Here is a 5616-nt window from a genome sequence, read left to right as displayed (position 1 = left end):
GTCGGCGGCACCTGGGCGATGGAGCTCACCACCCAGGTGATGCAAGCGTGTACGGACGCGCTGGCAGCCGGGCTGAGCGGGGATTCCGCCGCAGCGGAAGCCATCCGGCGGCTGCAGGCCGCGGTCCTCCCGGTCGGGCGTACCGAACAGGAGCTGACCGCCTACGGGGCGATGGCCTACACCCCGCTCGGAGCACAGCCCGACATGGCGGCGGCCTTCATCCCCGAGCACGTCGATGTCGACGCCATGACCAGTCTGCTGCTGGCGTGGCTGCCGTCGCTGAAGTCCGACTGGGGCGACGCGCCGCTGATCGAGATCCCGACCGCCAACGCCGTGCTCAACATCCTGGTGGAGATGACCTCACGCGACCGGAATCCGCCGTTCCTCGTGCGCGCGGAGCCGGCCCGCGTGCAGTCGTTGCTCAGCGCGCAGGTGCTTGAGGGGAACGACCTGGCCGCGATGGCCGCGGTGTCCTTGCTGGCTGCCCTGCGACACGTCGATCTCGAACCCGCCGAGGGCCCGGGGCTCATCGACGTGGTGGAGACCGCGCTGCTGCGGGACGGGCAGGTCGGCGAGGCGGCGCTGGACTGCGTGCGGTCACTGCAGCGCGTGCGCGGTGGCTCGCTGGCCGGAATGCTGCTCGACCGGATCGCGGCCACCCGTAACGAGTCGGTCGCCCAGGGCCTGGCCGGACTCGCCGCCGCCTACGCCCAGTCCCCCTCCTGCCCCTCCGCCGATCAGCGGAGGATCCGTCTGGCGCTCACCAAATTCCCGACGGAGCAGGGCTGGTGTCACGGAGTGCGCCTGGAAGGCTCCGGTTCGACGGACGACCCCGTCGTCCAGGTGGCCGGCCCGGACCGTCGGACCGCGGTGCGACGCTTGCTGCGCGGAGGAGACTGACCGGCGCCGATCACATGAACAGTCCTCGCGTCATCCGGAGTTGTGCACCGAGCGGTCACCCTTGACACCGGCCAGGAACGATGCCCAGGGGCCTGCGGCGAACAGGAGTATCGGGCTGTGGGAGAGCTTGCTGTCGCGGACCGGGACTGTGTCGGGGTGGTCGTCGGAGACCTCCAGGCAGTTGGTCTGCCCCCCATCGCTGTAGGACGACTTGCGCCACACCGCGGTGCTGAGGTCGAGAGTTCGGTTCATGATCTGCACTCCTCCAAGAGACGTTTGATGAACACTGTCGACGCCTCCGGAGTCAGCGCCGCGTCCCTGACGAGATCGTAGGACCAGCGCAAGGACAAGACCTTGTCCGGGTCGTCGATCAACTCGCCGAAGCTGTTGCCTTCCACGTAGGCAACAGGGTCTCCGACTCGTTGCCACAACAGCGTGAGGTGGCTGTTCATCAGGTCGTGCACGCCTGCCGCGTGAGGCAGTACCTGAAGGGCGACCGATGGCAGCTCGGCCGCATCCATCAAGCGCGACAACTGGTCGGTCCACACCTTCGCATCGGGCACGGGACGTCGAAGTGCCCCCTCGTCAAGGATCACGCGAATGCTGGGCGCCGGGTCGCGGTACAGCAGCTCCTGCCGCCCCATGCGCAAGGTCACCTGTTCCTCGATCTCCTCGGTGTTGCCAGCCGTTGTCTGGGCTCTGGACAACCCTGACAACACCGTGCGGGCATAGTCCTCTGTCTGCAACAGTCCAGGCACCGCCAGCTGGAACATCCACATGACGCGAGCCGTCGCTTCCAGCTCCATGAACGCCTTGTACTTGTCCTTGATGACCTCCTTGCGCGCGTCCCGCCACAGGCGAAGAAGCAGGTCACCGGACTCGTAATAGCTGTCGAGGTCCTCCATGACCGACCGCTTGGAAAGCCGCTCCCCCTTCTCCAAGCGGAAGAGATAGCTCTTGTCGTACGCCGTCTCCGCCGACAACTGCGCAAGCGTCTTGCCTGCTTTCTCCCGCAGGAACCGCAGCGTCCGTCCGAGCTCAGCTCGCCTCGACTCCCGCTGTTCGTCAACGAATTCGCCCATGTCACCCCTCCCCGTTGTCTGGCGCCCAGACAACGCCGGCCCTCTTCCAGAGCGTACGCGCGAGCCGTAACCATGGAGGCACGAACGGTGATCACCGCTCGTCAAACCCCCTGCCTGCTCCCCGAAGGGACACCCATGCGCCTGCGCCTGCTCCCCGCAGAACTCTGCGCATCACTGCTCCTCACCCTCGTGCGACTCCTGCTGCCCGCCCGAGGGCGGCATCGAGCAACCGCGCCGCCGACCCTGCGGCCACTTCCCCCACGCCCCCTCCCCCTGGAGCCCCTCACCATGGACACCCCCCTGGTCCGCCCTTACCTCGACTCCCTGGAGGTCTACGCATGAGGCTGCTCCCCTGGACCGGCTCCGACGGCAAGCCCTGCTACCTCAGCACCGACGGCCCCGACAGCCTGCTCTCCCGGCTCGCGGACGATCTGGAAGCCGCTCAGCTGGCCTCCGCCGAGCAGGTGGCCGCGGGTGCCGGAGCCGTACTGGACGACCCCGAGGCCGGTGAACGCGCCGTGCGTTTCGCTCTCACCCGGGCCGTGGAGTCCTTGGCGGACGTGCTGCGGATCGCCGTCAGTCGCAGCACTGGCACCCGATAAAGCGGGATATCCTTCCCCGCTCCCTGTCAATGTCCTGTCATACCCATCAGTAGCGCACACTCCTGCCTCTGTTCTGACATCTTCATCGCCGTCACAGAACGACAAGCAGGAGTGAGCCCCCCACATGCGTCTCATCCGCACGTCAACTCTCAGGAAATGCGGCGTAGTTGCCGCCTCTCTCGCCCTCGCCACCGCCGGTCTGCTGACCGGCGCGGGGACCGCCGCCGCCGGGCCCGCCGGGGCGACCAACATCCGGGGTGTGGATCCCGGGGACACCGACCTCATGATCGAGCGGCTCTGCAGCCAGGAGACGAGCCTCACGGGCGTGTACGGCGCCCTCAACGTCGACACCGGTGAGTTCAAGACCCAGGACGAGTACCTGCGGGACGTCTTCGGGCTGTGGAAGCCCGCCGGGCCCTGGGAGCTGTTCCGCGGCTGGTGCGGGTACGCCGAGGCCTCGACCTGGTCGATCAAGGGCGACACCGTCCGCACGTCCCGGTGGATCGGGAACAAGGGATCCGCCGACGACAAGGAGACCTTCGTCAGCAGCTACAGCACCAAGACGTTCGCGAAGAAGAGCGTCGGCGGCTCCATCAGCCTCTCCCTCGCCAAGAGCATCTTCAGCGGAACCGTGGGCGGCAGCGCCGGCTACGAGTGGGGCTGGGAGAAGGAGTCCAGGTTCGAGACCCGGAGTGAGAAGACCATTCCGCCGTGCCGGCAGGTCGCCGTGACCTGGACGCCGTACCAGCGCGTGGTGCGTGTGAACCCGATCTTCCACGTCGAGGACTACCAGTGGGACAAGGGGAACGGGGAGCGGACCGTGCACAGCTGGCGGGACCGGGGCTACCAGACCGTCTACTCCCACGGGTACTACATCGACGGGATTTCCGACAAGCTCCTGCCGAGCGGCCGGCCGGACGGCCGTGAGGACAAGATCGAGGAGAAGCTCGACCCCAAGTCCTGCGTGAAGTAGGGCGCGTACTCCGGCAACCTTTCCGTGTGGGGCGGCGACTGATCGGCGGTCATTCCCCCACACGGAACGGATCGCCGCATGAGTGAGCCGCGCAGCACAGCCCAGCACCGTCGTCGCAGAAGCCGTACCGCCCTGGCGGTCGGGGTCCCCCTGGCCCTGACCGCCGCCGGCACCTTCGCCTACGGCGGCGACCTCGGCGTCCTGGGCTCGACCGCACTGCAGGCCTCCGCCGCCGCCCCCGCCTGGGCCGCCGACACCGCCGACGGGTTCGCCTCCGTCAACTCCCTCGGGCAGAACGGGACGTACGGCGGACACGGTGGCCAGATCGTCACCGTGAAGACGCAGGCGGAGCTGGAGAAGTACGCCACCGCGAGCCGGCCGTACGTCATCGTCGTCGCCGGGACCATCGCCATGAACCCGGTCGGCAAAGAGATCAAGGTGCAGTCCGACAAGACCATCGTGGGCCGCGGGACCGCCGGGCACATCGTCGGCGGCGGGTTCTTCCTCGGCCAGGGCGTGCACAACGTGATCATCCGGAACCTGACCATCCGGGACACGTACCAGGGTATCTGGAACGACAAGGAGCATGACTTCGACGCGATCCAGATGGACGGCGCCCATCACGTGTGGATCGACCACAACGATCTGCGGCACATGGCCGACGGGCTCATCGACGTCCGCAAGGACAGCACGAACGTCACCGTCTCCTGGAACAAGCTGAGCGACAACAACAAGACCTTCGGCATCGGCTGGACCGAGAACGTCAAGACCGACATCACGATCCACCACAACTGGATCCGCGAGACCGAGCAGCGCAACCCCTCAACGGACAACGCCGCCCACGCGCACCTCTACAACAACTTCCTGGAGGACGCGCCGAACACGAACATCGGCTCGTCGTACGGGAACTACTCGCGCGGCTCGACCAAGATGGTGCTGGAGAACTCCTACTTCCAGGGCATCAAGAACCCGGTGATCAAGGACAGCGGCGCCTCGATCGTGCAGCGCGGCAGTGTCTTCTCCGGCACCAGCGGGCGCAACGAGAGCGGCGGGAGCGCCTTCGACCCGAAGGCCTCCTACCCGTACACGCTCGACCGGGCCACCGATCTCCCGTCGATCCTCAGGTCCGGTGCCGGGCCGCGTGGTTCGATCGGGACCGCTGCCGTCTCCACCAGGGCAGCGGCCGCCACCACCCTCACCGTCGCCCGGGACGGAAGCGGCCAGTACCGCACCGTGCAGGCCGCGGTGAACGCCGTACCGGCGAACAACCCCTCACGCGTGGTGATCGCGGTGAAGCCGGGGACGTACCGGGAACTGGTGAAGGTGCCCTCCAACAAGCCACACGTCACCATCCAGGGCACCGGCGGAAGCCGCAAGGACACCACGATCGTCTACAACAACGCCTCCGGTACGCCCAAGCCCGGGGGCGGCACGTACGGCACGGGCGGCAGCGCCACCGTCGCCGTCGAGGCGGACGACTTCCAGGCGCGCAACCTGACCATCTCGAACGACTTCGACGAGAAGGCCAACCAGTCCCTCAACGGGCATCAGGCCGTCGCCCTGCGGACCGCCGCCGACAGGGTGTTCCTGGACGGGATCATCGTCAACGGGGACCAGGACACCCTGCTGCTCGACACCGCGTCGAAGGACCGCCTCGGCCGGGTCTACGTCGCCAACTCCTACGTCATCGGCAACGTCGACTTCATCTTCGGCCGTGCCACGGCCGTCGTCGACAAGTCCGTCATCACGCTGAAGAAGCGCTGGAACGGCACCTCGGCCGGGTACGTCACCGCGCCGAGCACCGCGGCGAACCGCAAGGGCTTCCTGATCGCCAACTCCACGGTGAACGGCGATGTGTCGGCCGGGAGCTTCTACCTCGGCCGGCCCTGGCACGCCGGCGGGGACGCGTCCCTCGACCCGCAGACCACCGTCCGCAACACCAGCCTGAGCAACGCGATCAAGTCGGCCCCGTGGACCGACATGAGCGGGTTCTCCTGGAAGGACGACCGGTTCGCCGAGTACAAGAACTCCGGCGCGGGGGCGGGCTCGGCGAGCTCGA

The 5616-nt window shown here is 67.5% G+C and carries 7 protein-coding genes; 5 read left to right on the top strand and 2 right to left on the bottom strand.

Going from position 1 to position 5616, the window contains the following annotated elements:
- Positions 1-900 (top strand): hypothetical protein (locus ABZ281_RS35255; protein ID WP_356662148.1); only part of this gene is annotated, 900 nt, incomplete at its 5' end.
- A gap of 30 nt (positions 901-930) precedes the next feature.
- On the opposite strand, the gene ABZ281_RS35250 is transcribed toward ABZ281_RS35255, so the two are convergent.
- Together ABZ281_RS35250 and ABZ281_RS35245 are read right to left on the bottom strand one after the other, a co-directional pair.
- Complete coding sequence (locus ABZ281_RS35250) at positions 931-1152, bottom strand: DUF397 domain-containing protein (RefSeq protein ID WP_356662147.1); 222 nt, start codon at positions 1150-1152, stop codon at positions 931-933.
- The gene (locus ABZ281_RS35245; protein WP_356662146.1) at positions 1149-1982 is read right to left on the bottom strand and encodes a helix-turn-helix transcriptional regulator; all 834 of its coding nucleotides are present in this window, start codon (positions 1980-1982) and stop codon (positions 1149-1151) included. The genes ABZ281_RS35250 and ABZ281_RS35245 overlap by 4 nt, the downstream gene beginning before the upstream one ends.
- A 135-nt stretch (positions 1983-2117) precedes the next feature.
- On the opposite strand from ABZ281_RS35245, the gene ABZ281_RS35240 reads away from it, so the two are divergent.
- The 4 genes from ABZ281_RS35240 to ABZ281_RS35225 form a co-directional block, all read left to right on the top strand.
- Positions 2118-2324 carry a hypothetical protein gene (locus ABZ281_RS35240; RefSeq protein ID WP_356662145.1) on the top strand — a complete coding sequence of 69 codons (207 nt, stop codon included), beginning with the start codon at positions 2118-2120 and terminating at the stop codon, positions 2322-2324.
- The gene (locus ABZ281_RS35235) at positions 2321-2584 is read left to right on the top strand and encodes a hypothetical protein (protein WP_356662144.1); all 264 of its coding nucleotides are present in this window, start codon (positions 2321-2323) and stop codon (positions 2582-2584) included. The genes ABZ281_RS35240 and ABZ281_RS35235 overlap by 4 nt, the downstream gene beginning before the upstream one ends.
- A 124-nt stretch (positions 2585-2708) precedes the next feature.
- Positions 2709-3557 (top strand): hypothetical protein, encoded by an 849-nt coding sequence (locus ABZ281_RS35230; RefSeq protein ID WP_356662143.1) that lies wholly within the window; start codon positions 2709-2711, stop codon positions 3555-3557.
- Positions 3558-3635: 78 nt separating this feature from the next.
- Positions 3636-5616 (top strand): pectinesterase family protein (locus ABZ281_RS35225; protein WP_356662142.1); only part of this gene is annotated, 1981 nt, incomplete at its 3' end.

It is taken from the genome of Streptomyces sp. NPDC006265 (assembly GCF_040613555.1).
GTDB lineage: Bacteria > Actinomycetota > Actinomycetes > Streptomycetales > Streptomycetaceae > Streptomyces.
The sequence above is the reverse complement of the archived record's forward strand: the minus strand, read 5'-3'. Positions and strand labels throughout refer to the sequence as shown.